We start from the raw sequence: 20,249 nt of genomic DNA, 5'->3' as shown, positions 1-20,249 counted from the left end.
TTTAATTATATATTCTGAAAATACTGACTTAAAGTCCACAATCTTAAGAAAAGTAGATAATGCTGCTATAAAATTATTTTTTATGCATCATAAAAAAGTCTTTTGGTGATAAGCCGGTAACATCTCTAAACATCTTATAAAAATATTTGGGATCTTTATAGCCTACCATTTCGCTCACCTCGTACAATTTTAGCCCACTGTCCATAATTAATTTCTTGGCAATGTTAATTCTAAATTCTTTCACATAATGGGAAAAGTTTTTTCCCATTTCTTTCGTAAATAAATGACTGACATATTCTGGCGTAACACTCATCCCTTGTGCAATCTCTTCCAGAGAAATTCTGCCAGAGTAGTGTTCCTTAATATAATTAATGGTCTTCCTGACCAATAGGGAATAAGCAGCAGTATCATTCATACTGTGCTCCTGAATTTGCTTGGCTAGGTTGTCTAGGCAATTTTTAAGTTCAGCCATGGTATAGCTATTTTGTATCACATCCAAGATACCATTATTTTTAATTCTGTAATATAAATCAATGTTACAGCCCCGCAAAAAGAACAGGATTGAAAATACATAACTGCTGCACATCTCGATTACTTGGTCCGGATCGTGAGCCTGCACGCTAAGATAAGCGATGAAATCTGCATTAACTTGAAATAAGCGGATAAAATTATTGTTTTTCACAGCTACCAACGCTTCATTTTCAATTAACTGGGGATAGCTGCAATGATTGCTTTTGACTTTTTCTATTATCCCTTCATGAATCACTTCGTGATTCCCCAGCGCAATCGACCAACGAGATAACCGTTGTAACTTAGCTAATGCGCCATCCAGTTCCAGTGAGTCATTCATGTACAACAAACTGGCTACTACATCGTTAAACCCCTTCTGCCTCAGAGAAAATAATAAGCTGTACTTAGTGCGTTTCAGTATTTCTGCAAGAAAACTGCTAGTATTAACGAAAACAGTAAAAAATCGGTATTGTTCCAATAAGGAATAACAGCAGGCAGTAAAGCTATACTGGTTTTTAAATTGAGTTACCACCTCAATAATCTGGTCTAGATCTTCTAAACCTTTTTGTCCCAAATACAAATTAATCAAAAATATATTCTCTTGCTCTGAAATGTTGTTGGTTAGAATGCTAAACGCAGTTTCTGCTTCGCTTTTGGTCTGCAACAGAATGGTTTTTAGTATTTCATCCTGCGCTAAAGACTTCCCCGCATTACTGTCCCTTTGCTTCTTGACCCTGATCTTCTTCTCCATTTCCCTCAGTACAGAGGTTAAATCGTCATAGGTAATAGGTTTTAACAAGTATTCGGTTACTCCCAGCTTTATACTGCGCTGGGCAAATTTGAAATCAGCGTAACCACTCAAAATAACAAAACACGGGTTGACTCCACTCTGCATAACATTTTCAATCATATCTAATCCGCTTAATTTGGGCATCTCAATATCGACAAATATGAGGTCAGGTTGTAACGCTTTTGCCAACCTGGCTCCTTCTTCCCCATCAGCGGCTTTTCCACAAACCTGATACTCATGGTTTATCTTGGTTATCAACTCGACCAGCCCTTCTCGAGCATTGATCTCATCTTCAACAATCAATATCTTCATTGTTTATTCTCCCAGCGTAATAACGGTATTATTAAACTTATGGTTGTACCTTCTCCTTCATTACTAGTTATATTCATCGTGGCGGATTTGCCGTAATAAATCTGGATCCTTTGCCACACATTATTGATACCGATCTTGTCTGGCTTATCTTGTCCGAGAAGTCGACTTACCTGCTCCTGGGGTATACCACAACCGTTATCTGCAACCGCGATTTTCAAATGATGATCCTGATACCTATGAATACGAATCACCAACTCCCGCCCACTGTCATAGTCTTTAAACCCGTGAATTATAGCATTTTCCACCAACGGCTGTAATAAAAGTTTATAAATTTTACAATCCAATAGCATTTCATCAATGTCCAATTTCAACACAAAACTATGGTTGAACCTAACTTGCTGCAAATACGTATATTTCTTTAACCATTCGATTTCATAATAAAGTGGAACCTGTTCATTTACTTTGCCAATACTATAACGCAGTATTTGCGCCAAATTGCTGATCATAGTGCTAATACCGTATTCATCTTTGCGAAGAGCCATCCAATTGATGCAATCCAGCGTATTATAGAGGAAATGCGGATTGACCTGGGATACTAGCGCCTCTATCTCCGCCTTCCTACACTGGTCAGAGATCTCATAGATATGCTCCCCCTGTCGTCTGATATCTTCTACTAAAGCATTGATTTTGACTACCATTTCATTAAACTCATTACCAATAAATGACAATTCATCATCCGTGTTTAATACAACGCGAGCCTGCAGATCTCCTTTTTTCGCCTTCTTTATTCCGGTGACGATACGGTTTACCGAGTCATAGAATCGATTGGTGAAAATCAGAATAAGAACGATTGAAATCAGAATAATGAGAAGGGATATTCCCAAGGTCAAATTTTTGAGTATATCAACCTCGTAAAACATACTGTCTTTATCAACGACACTAATAACTCGCCAGTTTGTACCTGTAATAAAAGTATCATTAATAATTATGCGCTTTTGAAAGAATTCAGGAATTTGATTGATAATATCATTTAGAGAATAAAGTTCGCTAGTGTCACCATTATTTGCGTATTCTTTAATATGAGCACCAATATACTTATTATCGCGAAAAGATATGATTCTCCCGTTATCATCGATAATAAAAGAATACACATTGACATGGTTCTTTGTGAGATTCTCGGTCTGTTCAATATTACAGATAGTATCCAGCCGCTTTTCTGTAATACTCATAATAATAATTCCTATATCTTCCTTGGTCCTAATATTCCTAACTCGCAGCCCCATATAAAATCGTTCGTCTGATCGCTCCGCACTATCTACATTCATCATTGTAGGCAATAGTACTATCCCATTACTATTAATAATCTTTGAATAAATACCAGCTTTTGTAGCATCATCGTGGTTGTCCCAAAATGGGTTATAAGTACTAAAGTTCTTTTTGTCATAATATACACTCTGCAAATCTTTGTTAACAAATGTTATCCCTCTGATTTCCTCCTTCGTGTAACAATAAGAAGCATAGCCCTTCCATATCCTCCCTCTGGACAGGGCCCTTTCCACATCCGTCCCCTGATTGAAGCTCTCTTCTAAATGAACAATATTGTCATCAACGGCAATTCGATATGCCGTCTCCTTATAATAGTCTAAATCTGATTCAATATTGGTTTTGATATGAAATAGGTTAATGCCTGTAAGCATATTTACTTTTTCTTCAATATAAAAATTGGCAAGATGATAAGAAATAGTTTGGATGATAACAATCGGCAAAATAGAAATAACCACAAACATTAGTAGCAGTTTTGTCCGCAGACTAGCCTGCTTACTATTATTAAACTTACTTCTCAAATAGTGCAATATTGGCATACATACTTCCCCTAACGGCATTTTTATCATTTAAATCAGTAAGCATTGAAAACTCCTCTTATTTGTAATCCAAAAATAAGATTACAAATAAGAGGAGTTCCATAAATTACTCGTTTTTCCTTTTTTTAGTATATTTCAGTTTCATTTTTAAGGAATAGCGGAATAACCTCCAAAGGAGCATCACAATCTATCCATTGCCCACCATCATAAACAGCATCGTTATGAAAATCTTTCCATGCCGCACCATCAGGCAGATATACCTTCCTCTTGCGTTCTCCTGCATACAATATGGGAGCAACTAGTACATCCGGACCAAACATGTACTGATCATTAATCTCCCAAGAAATCTTATCCCCAGGGAAATCATAAAATATTGGCCGCATGACAGGAGTCCCCTTCTCATGAGCAGCTTTCATCAATGCCCTAATATATGGACGCATGCGTTCCCGCATGAACAGATACTTTTTAAATATTTCGTAGGCCTCTTCGCCATAACTCCAAACCTCATTCGCTGCGCCACTAAAACACATGCCACCCCCACTTGTACCCAGCGGTTCAGAATGGGGCTCACGGTCACCATGTAAGCGTAAAACAGGACAAAATGTACCATACTGAAACCAGCGAATAATACATTCCCTAAAACTTGGATCATCTGGATTTCCTCCATGGAAACCGCCGATATCCGTTGTCCACCAAGGAATACCTGCCAATCCCATATTCAAACCAGCTATGAACTGGTTACGCAACGATGCGAAGCTAGAGTCTATATCACCTGACCAAACCAATGCGCCATAACGTTGACTGCCTGCCCAGGCACAACGCAATAAATTGATGATATTTTTTTGACCACTTGCCTCCATACCATCAAAAAAGGTTTTGGCATACATCACTGGATAACTATTGCCAACCTGAAGATTAGGACCCGTGTGATAACGATAAAGGTCAAAGTCATAAATAGAATATTCTGGTTCCGCTTCATCTAACCAAAAGATACGGACCCCTTTGTCATAATAATTCTTTTTGGCAGTCTGCCACACATAATCCCGGGAGCCTGGATTTGTTGCGTCGTAGAACACGGTATTTCCTAAAAAGTCCATAGTTGTCCGAATACCTCGATCCACTCTAACAAGATATCCTTTTTGCAGCATTTCCTGATAATTTTCGCTGGTTTTATCCACTGTTGGCCAGATCGAAACCATCAGTTCAATGCCCATTTCCTTCAGCTCACGAATCATGGCATCCGGGTCAGGCCAGTAGTCCAGATCAAATTTCCACTCCCCCTGTTTCGGCCAGTGAAAAAAGTCGGCTACGATAACGGAGATGGGTAACTCCCTACGCTTGTATTCACGAGCTATCTCTAGTAGTTCCTCCTGAGTTTGATAGCGCAGTTTACACTGCCAAAAGCCCATCGCATAATCAGGCATCATCGGTACAGTACCGGTTACCTTAGCATATGCTTCTTCAATTTCCGACGGCATATCTCCGGCAGTGATCCAAAAATCCATCTGCTTGGTGGACTTTACTACCCATTCAGTGATGTTTTTACTGAAGGTGACTTGTCCAATAGCCGGGTTGTTCCACAGAAAACCGTACCCTAAGCTGGACAAAGCAAAGGGAACACTGGCTTGTGAGTTTCGGTGGGCAAGTTCCAGTGTACAATTCTTCACATCCAGATGCGGCTGCTGATATTGCCCCATTCCAAAGATTTTCTCATTGGGGTCTGATTCAAAGCGCATGGTTAGCTGGTAATCGCCGCCAAGAATAGGCTTGAATTCCCTTGCATCAATATGTAATGCACTGCAGAATCCCCGAATGTCGTTACGGTTGCGGACATATTCCTGCAAAAGCACTTCGCCTTTTTGATTGTAGAACGTGATTTTCCCTGCGGTTGTGATTTCAGCACGAATTTTTCCATTTTCAATGGATGCTTTTTGCTCCTCTATAACAATCTTGGCGTTCCCTGCTTCTTGCGGCAGTAAGGCCCAATCCTCGGACTGCATGCAGGCCATGTGTGTAGCCCGTACACGTAGGCTATTGTCCCCCCACGGTTCCACCCACAAAATTTCACTGTCGTATTGACGTATCAGCCGATTCCCCGTAATTCTAAATAGGTGATCCATTGTACATCCCTCCCAAATAAAACGAATGCCTTTTAGATTTTCTAATCCTATTATAATGTTGTCATCCTGTTCTTTCTTGCATTACTTTGCTTTCCAATAACAGCATATTGCTCTTATTACAAATTATATATATACTGGTAATAATAGGATACACCAAATGGATGGGGTGGAGCATGCTAGAGAAAATAGATTTAAAAGAAAAGGTTACTCATGGCGAAAAATCATTTCCACTCTGTGTATACCACAGTAAAAGCGATACCAATCATTTTATCGGATACCACTGGCATAATGAAGTCGAATTTTTCTATTTAAATAAAGGAAACGTAATCGTTTCTGTTGATTCGGCACCTATTGAAGTTCATGCCGGAGAAGCTGTTTTTGTAAATAGCGGCCAAATTCATTCAGGGCATTTGCATTATTCGACCGATTGCGAATTTTACGCTATCGTGTTTAATTTAAACATGCTAAGCAGTAATACCATCGGTGACTGCCAAAACCGCTACATAAATACACTAATGAATAAAAAGTATGGCTTACCGCAAAAATATAGTAAAACCAGCGATTGGGAAATTGACATTCTCAAACAGCTTAAACAGATCATTCATAATTACCTCAATAAGGTGCCCGGCTACGAAATGGCAATAACAGGTTCTCTCTATACAATTATCTCCCAGCTAATCATCCATAATAAGCTTATCATCAGTAATCACGCGAGAGACGAAGGCTTACATAATTATAAAAGAGAAAATTTCAAAAAGGTTTTAAATTATATTCACACAAATTATCCAAACAAAATTGGTCTTGTGGATATGGCCAATGAAATAAATATGAGTCAATATCATTTTTGCCGTTTTTTCAAATCCATGTCAGGTCAAACACCCTTTGCCTATCTAAATGATTGCCGTATCAATCAAGCGGTGTTGCTGCTATGCAATTCCGATCGTAAAGTCATGGATATTGCCTTTGATGTAGGCTTTACTAACTTCAGTTACTTTATTAAAATCTTTAAGCAAATCAAGGGTTGCACCCCTTCAAAATTTGTGATGCTTAAAGGTATCTGATGATCGCTTATCTGGAAAAGAAAATTGAGATAAAAGTATAAGTCTGGATGACCTTAAAAAGATCATCCAAACTTATATTTTAAAAAATTGTTTATGAGGGACCTATTGAAGTGTTCCTTATTTTCATTATACCTTATCATTTAATAAGACCATATGTATATGGTCTTCCCATTTGCCATTTATTTTTAAATATTTATATGCCAACCCCTCGTTATAAAATCCTAACTTTTCTACCACTCTTAAAGAGTGCTTATTTTTAGGCATAATATTGGCTTCAATTCGATGTAACCCAAATTCGTCGAACATAATCTCAATGCCTTTTTGAATCGCTTCCGTCATATAGCCTTTATTAATTTCATCTTTATCCGATTTATAGCCAAGATGGCAAGATAGAAACGCACCTCTTACAATGTTGTTAAAGGCAACAGTGCCTATTACTTTGCTATTATCATCCTTTTTAAAAATCCATAATCTAATTAGGTTATTATTTTCAATATTAACTAGATCTTTAGCTAATTGTTCTACTTGATATTCTCTTGTATAAAATTCTTCACTTCTTATTGGCTCCCACTCTGCTAAAAAGCCTCTATTCCTTGAGTAATAGTCTAAAACTAATTCTCCATCAGTTTTGTCCAATACTTTCAAAACAAGCCTTTTTGACTCATAAAGTCTTTGCATGAAAATTCCTCCTGATGTTTATCCATATACCTCTATGCAAGTTTTTACCTAAGAGAATAGCGGGCTTGTTTTTATTATTTGTTAAAATTTTTCGGCCAAGTAAAGGTAACACTAACTCCCTGCCCTACCTGAGAATCCAAAGCAATTGTACCGCCATGATACTGAATAATTTTCTTTACAATCGTCAACCCCACCCCTGTACTTTCACTTTTATCTCTAGGAGCTAATGTCTGAAACATCCCAAATACCTTCTCATGGAATTGGGGATCAATTCCTACACCGTTATCTTTGACCTTAAACTGGTAATATTGGTCAAGATCCTTTACTGTGATGGAAATATGGCCTTCTTTTTCAATATCCCTATACCTTATTCCATTGCCAATTAAATTAGCGAAAACCTGCCGCATCATCGTTGGATTAGTTTGCAATCTGGGCATACCTTCCCCTATTGTAATAATCATATCATCAGGAGGCATCAATTCTTCAACAACCTGCTTAATGAGATAACCAACATCAACATCAGCAATCTCTAGATTAACCCGTCCAATCCGTGAATATTGTAAAATACCATTAATTAATTGTTCCATCCGTTCTGTTCTACTCCGTATTAAGCCTAAATATTCTTTGGTTGCTTTGCTAAGTTCTTTATCACTTAAATCTTCTTCAACCCATTGGGATAGGTGAGTAATGGCCCGCAATGGTGCTTTTAAATCATGAGATGTTACATAGGCAAACTGCTCCAATTCTAAATTACTCGCTTGAAGGCAAGCAACGACGTGATTCAGCTCATCACTTTTTTCTTTTAATTCTCCTGTACGTATCATCACCTTATGCTTTAATTGTTCCTGCCAAATCAGGGCAGTATACAGTAAACCTAGTAATAACACTAAAATAGAATACCCCAGTACCCTTACGACTGTCATTTGATGTTTTACGGACTCAGTCCATGAAATCCGTGGTCCTGCAGCAAATTCCCATTGACCATCAGGCAATAATACGGGTAAAATCAGAGGCTCCTCTTGAAAAAGCTGCTCATCTCCATAAAATACCTTCCCATCGAACTGACGGAGAGAAAATCGAGTATGTTCGCCTTGCTGATCAAGACCAGCTTCTGCAAAAACTGCATTCATATCGATAATCATTGTTGCAAGACCCCAAAATTGATCTTCTATATATATGGACTGCCGCGCTACCAAGCCAAAGCCACCTTGTAAGAGTTGATAAGGTCCATTAAGCACCATCTGTTGTGATGTAAGGGTCCGCTGTAAGGCTTCCCTTTGCTCAGGGCGAGCCGTCGAGAAAATATTTGTACCAACTATTTTTTCGTTACCTTCTTGTGGATAAACAAGACTTGCAGTTCCATTCGGTGCAATAATCAACGTCCGAATTCCACTTGTGGTCTTTATCAAACCTTCCGCAAATTCATCAAAATGCATAGTGATATCACCATGATTCCTAACAGCATCGGTAAATGCTATTAACCCTTGTAAAATTGCGAAACGTCGATTAACAGCAGCACTTAAAGCAGATGTCTTCGCAGCCAGTTCAGCTGCAACTGTTACTTGAACATCCCTAATTAAACTCTCCTCATAATGTTTCAAGAAGACTAGCTCTAGTATCATTCCTAGGCTAATTGCCAAAGCAAAAACAATCGTAATCTGTCGCTTGCGCCATAAAATTTGCGTATTGTTTTTTACCATGCCACACCTTCCTCACCGACTCTCTTATCGAATAAATTCTTACCCTCTTCTATAGTTTAAAAAGAATATTCCAAATTTTATTGAAATAATAAATGCGTGCAGGATTCTCATTGTAAGTCGAGAATTACTAATTATTGACTCAATTCGTCAAAATATTACATTTTTTACATAACAATAAAGGTTTCTAGTCTAGATTTTTCTTCTACTGCTATCATACACGTTAATAGTGCTGTTGTTAACCATTTTATCGTAATTCGCATTACCATAAGTTAACCTGTTATGAAAGGAGCGTAAAGAGAATGACCAGCAAAGAACTACATCTTTTACTTGTAGAAGATGATGCTGTAGACATCCTTAATGTACAGCGATCTTTCCGAAAAATGAATCTATTAAACCCAATGCATATAGCCTACGATGGTTTAGAAGCACTAGCCTTACTCCGCGGTACGGAAACCGCCCCTTCGATTCCCTTCCCAACACTCATTCTCCTTGACATCAATATGCCTCGTATGAATGGTCTTGAATTTTTGCGTGAGCTTCGTTCTGATCAACAGCTACAGCATTTAAGTGTTGTTGTCTTTACGACTTCTGATGAAGAAAAGGATATCATAGAAGCTTATAATTTCCATGTGGCAGGCTATATTTTAAAACCTGTTGTTCCCGAAAAATTCTTTGAAGTTATGATTGCTATCGAAAAATATTGGAGTTTATGTGAAAATGTAACCTCCTGAGGTGAGAAAAATGATTAAAGATACACTCTGCATTTTAATTATTGATGATGATAGCATTGACCGCCAAATTATTATTCGCGCCTTACGATCTAGTCAAATTATATGCACTATTTTAGAGGCAGCTAATGAAGAAAGTGGCTTAATCCTGTTAAAAGAACATATTGTTGATCTGATCTTTATTGATTATCAATTGCCAGGCAATGACGGATTGACAGTATTGCGCCGAATGAACAGGGAAGGAATCGCTATTCCCATTATCATGCTAACGGGGCATGGTGACGAAACCATCGCCGTCGAAGTAATGAAGGCTGGGGCCTATGACTATTGTTCTAAAAGCAAAATTACCCCAGATTTTCTACAAAAGTTAATCCACTACAGTCTTGAATCCTATGCCTCTCGTCAAAAAATTCTGCAAGCTAAGGAGCGAATTCATAAACTAGCTTACTACGATAGCTTGACAACACTACCCAACCGCACCCTTTTTCATGAGCATGTTGCCCAACAACTAAATATCGCCTTGATCAATCAAGAAAGTTTGGCCCTCATCTTTCTTGACATTGATAATTTCAAATTTATTAATAATACTTGGGGTCACTCAGTGGGAGACAGTTTACTACAAGGCATTAGTGCCCGTCTCCAAAAAGCCCTCCCAGAGCAGTTTATTGCCCGCATGGGTGGCGATGAATTTATGGTATTGTTAACGAATGCGTCCATCCAAAAGACTGAAGAAGTAGTAAAAACAATCCAAACTATATTAGAGCCTGTTTTCATTTATAACGACTACCATTTTTATATTACTAGCAGCATTGGTATTGCTCTTTATCCTGACCATGGTAATCAGATGGATTTTCTACTACGTAATGCTGATACTGCCATGTATACTGCAAAAAATTCAGGGAGAAATAACTATCAATTTTATACTGCTGATATCGGAGTTGCACTCGCTGAATCGATGTCTTTAACCAATGAATTACGACCAGCCCTGGCTAATGATGAATTTCTGCTGTATTACCAACCAAAAGTAAGTATAAAAACTGGTCGGATTATCGGTGCTGAGGCTTTGGTACGTTGGATCAGCCCCAAATATGGGATGGTTGGGCCTGATAAATTTATTAAACTCGCCGAGGAAACAGGCTTTATTATCACATTAGGGGAATGGGTTTTCCATACTGCTTGTTGCCAACTTCGCAAATGGCAAAAAAGAGAACTCCCCATTGTTCCAATTGCTGTAAATTTTTCTCCGAAACAATTATTCCATCAACAAGTCCTATCAATGATTAAATCTACCCTTAATGCAACGGGTGTTGCCGCTCATTACCTAGAAGTTGAAATTACTGAAAGTGCTGCCCTCGAAAATGAATTATTCCTCCAATCTTTGCTCCAAGAGCTGCGTAATATGGGCATCAAAATTGCTATTGATGATTTTGGTACAGGTTACTCTTCTCTCCATAATATTGTTCAATATGCAGTAGATACTTTGAAAATTGATAGAAGTTTTATCCAAAAAGCCACTAAAGAAAATAGTAAGACAATATTATTAGTAAGCACGATTATCACCATGGCACAAAATCTAGGGCTCAGCGTAATCGCCGAAGGAGTCGAAACAGAAGAACAACTAGCTTTATTACAGAAACAAGGCTGCGATCAATATCAAGGTTATTTATATAGCAAACCACTCCCCGCTGAAGAATTTATTCAATTGCTTCTTAGACAGCAATGAAACTAAAGACCCTGTTAAAAGTTATAATCACTTATTCTGTATAGAAATAACGAAAAAGGCCTACAAAGTCATATACTTTGTAGGCCTTTGTTGTCATTACTTCATTTATCAAGTGGAAGATTTACTGATTGTTGCTGCTCTGCAAGAGTGCTATTATGACGGCTATAGGAGAAATATACCACCATACCAATTACATACCATATACCGAAGAAAATGAAGGTATTCGATGGCAAATTACTAATCAAATAACCACAGAATAATATAGCCAGAGGTACTGTCAAAGCAACGGCAGGGCAACGGAAAGGTCTGAGGGCATCTGGTTGCGTTCTTCGAAGTACCCAAACACCCGCGGAAACAATACAAAATGCAAATAAAGTTCCCAGATTGCATAATTCAGCGATAATGTTGATAGGCAATAAACCGCTTAATATACATACCACTACACCAGTAATTATTGTAATTACATGAGGTGTACCATGAATGGGATGGATTTTTACCAAACTTTGCGGAATCATCCCATCACGGCTCATGGCTAAGAATACACGTGTTTGCCCAAATATCATAACTAGTAATACCGTGGTGATACCACAGATTGCGCCAAGAGCCACTACTGCGCTACCAAAATTCATGCCGATTGCGCGAAGAGCGAAAGCTACTGGTTCGCTATTGTTTAATGAGGCATAAGGGACAACGCCTGTAAGAACGGCTGCGACCGCGATATATAATACAGTACAGACCAGCAACGAACCAACAATTCCGATAGGAATGTCTCGATTAGGATTTTTACATTCTTCTGCAGCGGTAGATACTGCATCAAAACCGATGTAGGCAAAGAATACAATTGCCGCACCACTGGCAACACCACCTAATCCGAAGGGAAGGAAAGGCTCCCAGTTCATAGGGTTTACATGAGGCGTTGCTAAGAGCAAAAAGAGGGCAACACATCCCAATTTGATAAAGACCAATACTTTATTTAATTTTGCACTTTCTTTTGTACCTAAAACGAGTAAGTAGGTCAAAAATGAGACAATTAATACAGCGGGAACGTTAAGGATACCACCATCTGCGGGAACAGCAGTCCAAGCCTTAGGGAGGATAATTCCTGCGGTCTTCAATAAGCCAACTGCATAACCAGACCAACCAGCGGCAACCGCTGCCGCTCCTACAGTGTATTCACATATAAGTGCCCACCCCACAATGAAAGCAATAATTTCCCCTAATGACGCATAGGCAAAAGTATAGGCACTACCAGCCACTGGTATCATAGCGGCCAATTCTGCATAGGCTAGTGCTGCGAACCCGCAGGCCAGACCTGATAAAACGAAGGAGAGCATAATCCCCGGTCCGGCATATTTCGCTGCTGCAACTCCCGTAAGTACAAAAATACCGGTACCGATAATACAGCCAATTCCTAGTAACACCAAATCCACTGAACCAAGAGACTTTTTCAAGGCATGTTGTTCTGTGCCTTTTACCATATCTGCTATGCTCTTTGTACGAAACAGATTCATTTGGTTTCCTCCCTCTCTTTAATTGGGTTAATTTTTTTTAATTCAAATAAAAAACTTAGGCGTAAAGTGACGAATACCGATGCCAGGATACAGCATTCCCACCTTTAGTAATAGCAATCAATCGGTTCTCTTAGGGTTTATTAGCCTACTAGCTCGCTAGGCAATTCGGAGGCAGTTACAATTGCCTCTGCCCAAGGAATATATTTCATGCCAAGAGAATCAGCGACTGCTTTATAAGTCACCATGCCACCTACCACATTAAGTCCTTTAGCGAGGGCTTCATTTTCCTGCACGGCTTTTTTCCAACCCTTATCCGCAATCTGCAGAGCATAATCTAAGGTTGCATTGGTTAGAGCAAAAGTGGATGTGCGAGCTACAGCGCCAGGCATATTTGCAACAGCATAATGGACCACGCCATGTTTTACGTAGGTTGGTTCGCTATGGGTAGTAATTCGATCAATAGTTTCTACGGAACCACCTTGATCAATGGCAACGTCTACAATTACAGATCCATCACTCATAGATTTAACCATCTCTTCGCTAACAAGTTTAGGCGCTTTCGCTCCTGGAACTAACACTGCTCCTACAAGGAGGTCAGCCCTCTTCACCCAGGAGCCGATATTATAACTATTGGACATAACAGTGGTAACTCTCCCTTGGAAGATATCATCAAGATACTGTAATCTTTCCGTTGACTTATCCAAAATTGTCACTCGAGCCCCCAGGCCTAGTGCCATTTTTGCAGCGTTGGTTCCCACTATGCCGCCGCCAACGATAACGACTTGTGCTGATTCCACTCCAGGTACTCCTCCGAGAAGAATCCCCTTTCCTCCACATGGTTTTTCTAAAAATTGTGCACCAATTTGCACTGACATACGCCCCGCTACTTCGCTCATTGGCAATAATAGAGGCAGCGTACGACCTACTTCAATTGTTTCGTAGGCTATACCTGTAACTTTCTTAGTCAAAAGGGCTTTGGTTAACTCAGGTTCAGGAGCAAGATGCAAATAGGTAAATAAGATTTGACCAGGTTTGAACAAATCATACTCAGAAGGCAGTGGTTCTTTAACTTTCATAATCATGTCCGCTTTAGAAAAAACCTCTTTTGCAGTGGGTAGAATTCTGGCCCCAGCCGATTGGTAAGCTTCATTGCTAATACCACTGCCTAATCCAGCATTATGCTCAATGACAACAGTATGACCAGCTTTGTTCATTGCCTCTACACCAGCAGGTGTAATGGCGACGCGGTTCTCGTTGTTTTTAATTTCCCTTGGCACTCCAACAATCATGAAAATGACCTCCTTTTATTATCACTATTATTGCAATTGTTGTGCCAAATACTGGTAGTACAAAAACATAGGCTCTAAATTCAGCATCTATTCGCTTCTCTTTATACGGTTAATTTTTATAACAAATAGTATTGCAACGTCCACAAATCAATTTGGAACAAAATCGCTCCAACAACCGGAACAATTTTGTTCCAATTGGATTAAAATCGTTCCAATAGTTCCTTGCAAAGACTTTTGTGTACGGACATTACTTACATACGTGATTAATTTTTATACCATTGTAGATATTTACAATGGTATAATATATTTGTCATATTATATTTTGCCAATATGCAGTAACAGTTTCAGATAAATCTTCATATAACCATGTGACCAATTTGCTATTTGGATGGAGAGTGAATCACCATGGCTACTATTTGTCTGAGAATTACCAATCAGGATCGGGTGGGGCTTGTTCTTGATATCTCGCAAGTCCTGGCAAGGGATAATATTAATATCTTATCAATGGAAGTCTCACCAAATATTATGTATCTAGAGATAGAATCACTATCACCTAATAAATATGCTTTTATCCATAAACAATTGTCTTTAATTCCACAAATTAATACTGTCGACCTAATCTCTAATATGCCTCATCAAGAGAGAGAGCAACAGCTCAAAGCGGTGATGGATACCATTGGTGATGGCATCTTAGCAATTGACAAAGAAGAAGTTATAACCCATTTCAATCCCGCTGCTGAAAAAATACTAGGTTACCAAAGTAATGAGGTATTAGGTAAAAAAATTAAAGATATCTTCGTCTCTGAGATACCTTTATTGGAAGCACTACATGAGGGGACGCCTTATAGCAATTGCGAATTCGTGGTCTCAACGACGAGAGGTAAGAGTCATTATATCACTAGTGGGTGTCCAATAAGGGACGCCAATGGCATTACTATTGGAGCAGTAGCAGTATTAAAAGCTATGCATGATGTGAAAGAGCTGGTATATTCCGTAACAAAACCTCACATTAATCGATTTGCCGATATCCTGCATGTGAGCGAAAAGATGAAACATGTCATTAATCTGGCGAAGCTTGTTGCAAAAAATGACTCTACAGTACTGATTCGGGGGGAAAGCGGTACTGGTAAGGAGCTTTTTGCCCGTTCTATCCATATGGAGAGCCTTCGTAGAGAAAAAATATTTGCTCCCATTAATTGTGCAGCCCTGCCAGATGCTTTGCTTGAAAGTGAATTATTTGGTTATGAAGACGGATCTTTTTCAGGGGCAAAAAAAGGTGGTAAAAGCGGCCTTTTTGAATATGCTAACGCTGGAACTATCTTTCTCGATGAGATTGGTGAACTCTCTGCTAGTCTTCAGGCTAAACTATTAAGGGTACTGCAAGACGGCAAAATCCGGCGCATTGGCAGCAATCAAGAAATTTCTGTAGATGTTCGAATTATTGCCGCCACTCACCGTAATCTAGAAGAAATGATTCGAAAAAAAGAGTTTCGCGATGACTTATATTATCGCCTTAATGTTATTCCTATCTACATCCCCCCACTGCGTGATCGCAAAGAAGATTTGCCTCTATTAATTGAAAGTTTATTATTAAAAATAAATCATCGTTTTAAAAAACAAGTAACCCATCTCTCACAACCTGCAATGAGTAAACTGATGCAACACGATTGGCTAGGAAATGTTCGAGAATTAAGAAATGTAATTGAACGAGCGGTTAGTCTGGTTTCCCAAGGGGAAATTACCCCAGAACATATTATGTTGGATCAAATGAATTTACAAACAGCTTCTAGTGTTTTACCTATTACAAATCGAAAATTGAAGGAAGTTCTAGCAGAGATGGAGTGCCATATTCTGCGCGAAGCGATTAAAACTCACGGAACATCACGTCAGGTTGGTAATGTCCTTGGTTTATCCCATACAGGTGTATTAAATCGAATGCGAAAATATGATCTTTCAGAAAAAAAGGTCTAGCTAGTTGCTTACTTTCACCTAAGGCGATACCAATTGAATAAAAAAATCCCGATGAGCACTCCGCAAACGAAGCCTTCATCGGGATTCTTTATAAACTATAACTACTATTTTCAGTTATATATTGTTCAAGTTCTTGCAAAATTTGGGGAAGATGATTGATTAGCTCCTCTAACTCTTCTTTTCCCATCTCCAATCCTACTAATTCTTCCTTCATTAAAAACACTCCTATAGTAATGCTTGGATTTTTTTCTCTGTATGCATTGATCAGCTAAAATTACATTAAATTGTAAACTTTCTAACGGCTTTTTGCATTTCCTCCGCCAAATTCGCCAATGCATGGCTTGAAGAAGCGATTTCTTGCATCGAAGCTGATTGCTCCTCTGTGGCTGCAGAGATACTTTGGGTTTCTCCAGAATTGCTTTTTGTTATTGCATTAATATCCTGTATCGCGGTAACAATTTTATTACTACCAACGTCTACTTTTTGAATAGAACTAGCAATCTCACGAACTTGGCTTAGGACTGTCTCAACTAATATTTCTATCTGCTTAAAGGATTCTCCAGCCTTATTAACCACTTGGCTTCCAATGTGCACTTCCCTTGTACCATTATTCATAGCTACTACAGCCGTATCTGTATCTACTTGAATTTCGTTAATCATTTCGGCAATTTGCTTCGCTGCATGCTGAGATTGTTCCGCTAATTTGCGTACTTCTTCTGCTACAACGGCAAATCCACGCCCCTGCTCACCAGCACGAGCTGCTTCAATCGCTGCATTTAATGCCAATAAGTTTGTTTGTCCAGCAATTCCAGAAATAGTATCTACAATTTGTCCAATTTCTTTCGATCGATTGCCTAACTTAACTACTACTTCTGCTGATCCTGAAACTGTGCTTTCGATGATGTTCATTTGGCTCACAGCACTACCAATTGCTACCTTGCCACCACTCGCTGCACTAGCCGCCTGTTCCGATGTTGCCGCTACTGTCGTAGCATTCTCTACAACATGCTGAATGCTTGCTGACATTTCCTCAACTACAAGAGAAGCATCTTCCACTGCATTCGATTGTTTTTCTGTTCCTTGCGCTACCTCAGTTATCGATGTAGCTACTTGGACTGATGCATGAGCTGACTGCTCAGCACTAGCGGTCAATTCTTCTGAAGAAGCCGCCAATTGTTCTGCTGTTTGCGCCACATCTTTCATTAGATTTCGCAAGTTTTCTGCCATTTTTGCAAAGGCTAATGCTAACTGACCTATTTCATCATTAGACTTAATTATCAGATTCTGCTCTGTTAGATCGCCGCTAGCTAGTCTCTCAGCCTGCTCCGTTAGTTTTGTAACGTTTCCTGTTATTTTATTAGCCAATACCCAGCTTGCAGCAATTGAAATTATAATGCCGATTAAAGCAATCAATCCAAACTCATAACCTAACTGTTTAACTTGGCTATAAACATCTTCTTTATCAACGGTAATACCTAGCACCCATCCAGTAGATGGTACCTTGGTATAAATCATTAATTTTGTTACGTTATTCTCTTCATAACTTTGAACACCACTATCTTGAGATAACATTTCTTTTGCCATCTGTTTCAATTGTGGATTCTCATTAATATTAGTCGAAACTTTGCTCGAATCTGGGTGTGCTAACATAATCCCTTTTTGATCTACAATAAAACCGTTTCCTTTCCCATGTAAATTAATCTCTTTAATTCTCTCACTTAAAATATCTAGTGTAATATCAATTCCAACAATACCTCTCGTATTTCCAGCCGTATTTTTCAACGGCACAACTGCTGATACAATATACTTTTTAGTTAATGCATCAACATAGGCATCAGTAAAGGTTAATTTATTTGTTTCTTTTCCTTGCTTGTACCACCCACGTTTACGAGGGTCATACCCCTCTGGAAGGGCTGATCCTGAGCCATCAATCATCCTGCCATCTTCTAATCCTACGTACAAATCAAGTACGCCAGGATCTGACTTATAATTTTGTACAAATGAGGCTGGTATATCATTATCACCTAATACTACTTGAATGTTTTGAGTAGTCACTGCTGCCGTTTGCGCCTTTGTTAATAACCAACCATCTAACTGTTTTGAGTGGCTGTTAACAATAGAAAACATTTCATTTTTGATATTTTCCGTTACTTGTTTTTTAGCATCAAGATATCCCATGATTGCAACTGCCAATAAAGCAGAACTCGTAATAAGCACCAACGCTAAAAACTTCATTTTTAATTTCATATGTACACCACTTTCCAATTTAATTTCCAACTTCAAAATTTCATCTTCATCTTGAACCACTTCATAGCTTCGTTGCTCATTCAGCTAGTGCTTAGCATTTTAAAATTTCGTACATATCCATTATATCAACAATTCCATTACTCTTTTGTTAACCTTTTGGGAAAGTGTTTACCTCCTTTTAATAACAAAAACTGCTAGGTATCATTATGTAAATTTACAAAATGCAACCTGGCAGTCATGAATTAATATTGTTAGACCCATGGCTTTGCGTCCCTACCTTTCGATAGGTTTGCCTATATAGTTATAAATTGTCATTTTCGACACAAAAATATAAACTCCTCTAAAATATGTCATTTTCTTCATATCTCTAAAAGTTCTAGTTTACTATTCTTGATATAAACAAATTTTATCTGTGACATAATAAAAGCTGCTATCAACTCATTTTGCCGCATTAAATATACTTACATAAAAAGCTAGCAATTTTCTCACTGGAAATTGCTAGCTTTTATGCTTTTTTAGAATCAGAAAACTTAATAGATTAAAACGCTGTATCATGACCAATATAGCAGGCTATATCATTCCGCAGAAATAGGTCCTGTATTTCTTCCATCTTGGCATCGCTTACACTACCACTATTTGCATACTCATAAATTTTCCCTAGTTGGCGCCATTTCGATTCGCCTAGTGCATGAAAAGGTAGAATGTTAATTTCAAATAGATTATTTACCTGCATAAAGTGTATCAACTTTGACATATTCTCAAAATCGTCATTAAAACCACCGATAACTGGCACTCTGATGATAATCCTTCCCTGCCACTGTGAATTAGCAAGGGAAGATATATTGGAAAGAATAATATCATTATATACCCCAGTTTTTTCTTTATGCTTTTGTCTGTCCATGTGTTTTATGTCAGCGAATACAAAATCTACATATTTCATTACATTCAAATATACTTCCTCATCAGTATATGCCGTGGTTTCGATTGCTGTATGAAAACCATTTCTTACACACTGTTTTAGGGATTCCAATAAAAATTGATTCTGCATCAAAGGTTCGCCACCACTAAAAGTTACACCACCTTTTCCGCCCCAATTATTAGAATCCCTTTTTAATATTTTCATTAGCTGATCAACAGTAACCTCTTTTGCACATTGCTTTAAGCCATTATAACAACAAGTTTCAGCACATTCAAAGGTTGTACAAGCATCACAGGTCTCCCAATTCAATACTGGTTTTTCATCAACAAAGCTTAGCCCGCCTCTATTACAAATATCCTTACACAATGAACAGCCTTTATTATATCGGCAACTTCTTTCGCTAAACATGATATGAGGTGTTCTGCTCCAACTTTCAGGGTTTGCACACCATCGACAACTTAGAGGACATCCACTCATAAATACAGTCGTTCTACAACCTGGTCCATCATGAACTGAGAAACTCTGTATATCAAATATTACTCCTGTTGTATCCACTCTTTACCTCTTATCTTTAAATTCATGGGCAGCACAAGTTCCTGCATTGAGGCTGCCATATACCCAATCTTCCTTAGATAACCCTTTGCATATTCCGATACCTTGTTCATCCTCATCATGAAATTGCTTACAATTGTTACATTTTGGTGCTACTACTAGTCTGTCGCATACGTCAGTATCTATATTGATGAACTGTTTTGTTACTCTGCATATTCCTTTACTTGCATCAATACTGCAAAAATGTAAACAATCAATATGTTTTAATGCCATCTT

The 20,249-nt window shown here is 38.4% G+C and carries 15 protein-coding genes and 1 riboswitch; of the genes, 4 read left to right on the top strand and 11 right to left on the bottom strand.

Going from position 1 to position 20,249, the window contains the following annotated elements:
- Positions 1–73: 73 nt before the first annotated feature.
- From QSJ81_RS19710 to QSJ81_RS19700, 3 genes are all read right to left on the bottom strand, one after another.
- Positions 74–1,612: a response regulator transcription factor gene (locus QSJ81_RS19710; protein WP_285719050.1), complete on the bottom strand. Its 1,539-nt coding sequence runs from the start codon at positions 1,610–1,612 to the stop codon at positions 74–76.
- On the bottom strand, positions 1,609–3,474 hold the full coding sequence (locus QSJ81_RS19705; protein WP_285719049.1) for a sensor histidine kinase: 1,866 nt from the start codon (positions 3,472–3,474) through the stop codon (positions 1,609–1,611). The genes QSJ81_RS19710 and QSJ81_RS19705 overlap by 4 nt, the downstream gene beginning before the upstream one ends.
- Before the next feature lie 125 nt (positions 3,475–3,599).
- Positions 3,600–5,594 carry a glycoside hydrolase family 31 protein gene (locus tag QSJ81_RS19700; RefSeq protein WP_285719048.1) on the bottom strand — a complete coding sequence of 665 codons (1,995 nt, stop codon included), beginning with the start codon at positions 5,592–5,594 and terminating at the stop codon, positions 3,600–3,602.
- A gap of 173 nt (positions 5,595–5,767) precedes the next feature.
- Here QSJ81_RS19700 and QSJ81_RS19695 point away from each other — a divergent pair, with 173 nt between their 5' ends.
- A complete protein-coding gene (locus QSJ81_RS19695) occupies positions 5,768–6,655 on the top strand; it encodes a helix-turn-helix domain-containing protein (protein WP_285719047.1) in 888 nt (295 codons plus the stop codon).
- A 126-nt stretch (positions 6,656–6,781) separates the two neighbouring features.
- Here the strand turns inward: QSJ81_RS19695 and QSJ81_RS19690 are convergent, their stop codons facing one another.
- Positions 6,782–7,333, bottom strand: coding sequence for a GNAT family N-acetyltransferase (locus QSJ81_RS19690; RefSeq protein WP_285719046.1), 552 nt, complete (start codon positions 7,331–7,333; stop codon positions 6,782–6,784).
- A 74-nt stretch (positions 7,334–7,407) separates the two neighbouring features.
- A complete protein-coding gene (locus QSJ81_RS19685) occupies positions 7,408–9,033 on the bottom strand; it encodes a sensor histidine kinase (protein WP_285719045.1) in 1,626 nt (541 codons plus the stop codon).
- Between the two features lie 299 nt (positions 9,034–9,332).
- On the opposite strand from QSJ81_RS19685, the gene QSJ81_RS19680 reads away from it, so the two are divergent.
- Positions 9,333–9,764 (top strand): response regulator, encoded by a 432-nt coding sequence (locus QSJ81_RS19680; RefSeq protein ID WP_285719044.1) that lies wholly within the window; start codon positions 9,333–9,335, stop codon positions 9,762–9,764.
- Between the two features lie 10 nt (positions 9,765–9,774).
- A complete protein-coding gene (locus QSJ81_RS19675) occupies positions 9,775–11,484 on the top strand; it encodes an EAL domain-containing protein (protein WP_285719043.1) in 1,710 nt (569 codons plus the stop codon).
- A gap of 101 nt (positions 11,485–11,585) precedes the next feature.
- On the opposite strand, the gene QSJ81_RS19670 is transcribed toward QSJ81_RS19675, so the two are convergent.
- The gene (locus QSJ81_RS19670; RefSeq protein ID WP_285719042.1) at positions 11,586–12,995 is read right to left on the bottom strand and encodes an amino acid permease; all 1,410 of its coding nucleotides are present in this window, start codon (positions 12,993–12,995) and stop codon (positions 11,586–11,588) included.
- 140 nt (positions 12,996–13,135) lie between these two features.
- On the bottom strand, positions 13,136–14,284 hold the full coding sequence (gene ald, locus QSJ81_RS19665; RefSeq protein WP_285719041.1) for an alanine dehydrogenase: 1,149 nt from the start codon (positions 14,282–14,284) through the stop codon (positions 13,136–13,138).
- Positions 14,285–14,689: 405 nt separating this feature from the next.
- Here ald and QSJ81_RS19660 point away from each other — a divergent pair, with 405 nt between their 5' ends.
- Entirely contained in the window at positions 14,690–16,255 is a 1,566-nt protein-coding gene (locus tag QSJ81_RS19660) for a sigma 54-interacting transcriptional regulator (RefSeq protein ID WP_285719040.1), read from the top strand.
- A gap of 88 nt (positions 16,256–16,343) precedes the next feature.
- On the opposite strand, the gene QSJ81_RS19655 is transcribed toward QSJ81_RS19660, so the two are convergent.
- From QSJ81_RS19655 to hpdC, 4 genes are all read right to left on the bottom strand, one after another.
- Positions 16,344–16,469, bottom strand: a complete 126-nt coding sequence (locus tag QSJ81_RS19655) for a hypothetical protein (protein ID WP_285719039.1) — start codon at positions 16,467–16,469, stop codon at positions 16,344–16,346.
- A gap of 65 nt (positions 16,470–16,534) precedes the next feature.
- Positions 16,535–18,562: a methyl-accepting chemotaxis protein gene (locus tag QSJ81_RS19650; protein WP_285719038.1), complete on the bottom strand. Its 2,028-nt coding sequence runs from the start codon at positions 18,560–18,562 to the stop codon at positions 16,535–16,537.
- Positions 18,563–18,721: 159 nt separating this feature from the next.
- Positions 18,722–18,806, bottom strand: a riboswitch (cyclic di-GMP riboswitch).
- 234 nt (positions 18,807–19,040) lie between these two features.
- On the bottom strand, positions 19,041–19,976 hold the full coding sequence (gene hpdA, locus QSJ81_RS19645; protein ID WP_285719037.1) for a 4-hydroxyphenylacetate decarboxylase activase: 936 nt from the start codon (positions 19,974–19,976) through the stop codon (positions 19,041–19,043).
- Positions 19,977–19,979: 3 nt separating this feature from the next.
- Complete coding sequence (gene hpdC, locus QSJ81_RS19640; RefSeq protein ID WP_285719036.1) at positions 19,980–20,246, bottom strand: 4-hydroxyphenylacetate decarboxylase small subunit; 267 nt, start codon at positions 20,244–20,246, stop codon at positions 19,980–19,982.
- Between the last annotated feature and the right edge of the window lie 3 nt (positions 20,247–20,249).

Origin of the sequence: Pelosinus sp. IPA-1 (assembly GCF_030269905.1) — a bacterium.
In the GTDB taxonomy this organism is placed as follows: Bacteria; Bacillota; Negativicutes; order DSM-13327; family DSM-13327; genus Pelosinus.
The sequence above is the reverse complement of the archived record's forward strand: the minus strand, read 5'-3'. Positions and strand labels throughout refer to the sequence as shown.